General features: G+C 53.0%; 1 rRNA gene. It reads left to right on the forward strand.

From position 1 onward, the window contains the following. Positions 1–28 precede the first annotated feature (28 nt). A 23S ribosomal RNA gene (locus tag ACB030_RS20225) occupies positions 29–2,853 on the forward strand; the annotation flags it as partial.

Here is a 2,853-nt window from a genome sequence, read left to right on the forward strand (position 1 = left end):
GTTTCGACGACACTTCTTGGGGTTGTATGGTTAAGTGACTAAGCGTACATGGTGGATGCCTTGGCAGTCAGAGGCGATGAAGGACGTACTAACCTGCGATAAGCTGTGAGAAGTCGGTAAGAGACGCTATTACTCACAGATTTCCGAATGGGGAAACCCACTTAGCATAAGCTAGGTATCGTTGCATGAATACATAGTGCAACGAGGCGAACCGGGAGAACTGAAACATCTAAGTACCCCGAGGAAAAGAAATCAACCGAGATTCCCTCAGTAGCGGCGAGCGAACGGGGATTAGCCCTTAAGTTTCTTGGAAGTTAGTGGAATGGTCCTGGAAAGGCCAGCGATACAGGGTGATAGCCCCGTACATGAAAACGACCTTGAAGTGAAATCGAGTAGGGCGGGACACGTGACATCCTGTCTGAATATGGGGGGACCATCCTCCAAGGCTAAATACTCCTGACTGACCGATAGTGAACCAGTACCGTGAGGGAAAGGCGAAAAGAACCCCTGTGAGGGGAGTGAAATAGAACCTGAAACCGTGTACGTACAAGCAGTGGGAGCCCTTCGGGGTGACTGCGTACCTTTTGTATAATGGGTCAGCGACTTACATTTTGTAGCGAGGTTAACCGTATAGGGGAGCCGTAGGGAAACCGAGTCTTAACTGGGCGTCTAGTTGCAAGGTGTAGACCCGAAACCGGGTGATCTAGCCATGGGCAGGTTGAAGGTTGAGTAACATCAACTGGAGGACCGAACCCACTAACGTTGCAAAGTTAGGGGATGACCTGTGGCTGGGGGTGAAAGGCCAATCAAACTCGGAGATAGCTGGTTCTCCCCGAAAGCTATTTAGGTAGCGCCTCGGACGAATACTACTGGGGGTAGAGCACTGTTTGGACTAGGGGGTCATCCCGACTTACCAACTCCATGCAAACTCCGAATACCAGTAAGTAATATCCGGGAGACACACGGCGGGTGCTAACGTCCGTCGTGAAGAGGGAAACAACCCAGACCGCCGGCTAAGGTCCCAAAGTTCTGGTTAAGTGGGAAACGATGTGGGAAGGCTCAGACAGCTAGGATGTTGGCTTAGAAGCAGCCATCATTTAAAGAAAGCGTAATAGCTCACTAGTCGAGTCGGCCTGCGCGGAAGATGTAACGGGGCTCAAACCAGGCACCGAAGCCGCGGATTCACACTTATGTGTGAGTGGTAGGGGAGCGTTCTGTAAGTCTGCGAAGGTGTATCGAGAGGTATGCTGGAGATATCAGAAGTGCGAATGCTGACGTAAGTAACGATAAAGGGGGTGAAAAGCCTCCTCGCCGGAAGACCAAGGGTTCCTGTCCAACGTTAATCGGGGCAGGGTGAGTCGACCCCTAAGGTGAGGCCGAAAGGCGTAATCGATGGGAAGCAGGTTAATATTCCTGCACGACTTGTAATTGCGATGGGGGGACGGAGAAGGCTAGGTGGGCCAGGCGACGGTTGTCCTGGTGAAAGTGCGTAGGTGGTGTTTCTAGGCAAATCCGGAGACACAACACTGAGACACGAGACGAAGCCACTACGGTGGTGAAGCCATTGATGCCCTGCTTCCAGGAAAAGCCTCTAAGCTTCAGATTACAAGTCATCGTACCCCAAACCGACACAGGTGGTCGGGTAGAGAATACCAAGGCGCTTGAGAGAACTCGGGTGAAGGAACTAGGCAAAATAGAACCGTAACTTCGGGAGAAGGTTCGCTCTTGACAGTGAAGTCCCTTGCGGATGGAGCAGTTGGGAGTCGCAGTGACCAGATGGCTGGGACTGTTTATCAAAAACACAGCACTCTGCAAACACGAAAGTGGACGTATAGGGTGTGACACCTGCCCGGTGCCGGAAGGTTAATTGATGGGGTTAGCGCAAGCGAAGCTCTTGATCGAAGCCCCGGTAAACGGCGGCCGTAACTATAACGGTCCTAAGGTAGCGAAATTCCTTGTCGGGTAAGTTCCGACCTGCACGAATGGTGTAACCATGGCCATGCTGTCTCCACCCGAGACTCAGTGAAATCGAATTCGCCGTGAAGATGCGGTGTACCCGCGGCTAGACGGAAAGACCCCGTGAACCTTTACTACAGCTTGGCACTGAACATTGAACCTACATGTGTAGGATAGGTGGGAGGCTTTGAAGGCGTGACGCCAGTTGCGCTGGAGCCGTCCTTGAAATACCACCCTTGTATGTTTGATGTTCTAACGCAGGGCCCTGAATCGGGCTCGCGGACAGTGCCTGGTGGGTAGTTTGACTGGGGCGGTCTCCTCCCAAAGAGTAACGGAGGAGCACGAAGGTTGGCTAATCCTGGTCGGACATCAGGAGGTTAGTGCAATGGCATAAGCCAGCTTAACTGCGAGACGGACAGGTCGAGCAGGTACGAAAGTAGGTCATAGTGATCCGGTGGTTCTGAATGGAAGGGCCATCGCTCAACGGATAAAAGGTACTCCGGGGATAACAGGCTGATACCGCCCAAGAGTTCATATCGACGGCGGTGTTTGGCACCTCGATGTCGGCTCATCACATCCTGGGGCTGAAGTCGGTCCCAAGGGTATGGCTGTTCGCCATTTAAAGTGGTACGCGAGCTGGGTTCAGAACGTCGTGAGACAGTTCGGTCCCTATCTGCCGTGGGCGTTGGATGATTGAAGGGAGTTGCTCCTAGTACGAGAGGACCGGAGTGAACGAACCTCTGGTGTTCGGGTTGTCACGCCAGTGGCACTGCCCGGTAGCTAAGTTCGGAATCGATAACCGCTGAAAGCATCTAAGCGGGAAGCGAGCCCTGAGATGAGTCATCCCTGACCCCTTGAGGGTCCTAAAGGGCCGTTGGAGACCACAACGTTGATAGG

This window comes from Aeromonas sp. S16(2024) (assembly GCF_041403065.1).
Lineage (GTDB): Bacteria > Pseudomonadota > Gammaproteobacteria > Enterobacterales > Aeromonadaceae > Aeromonas.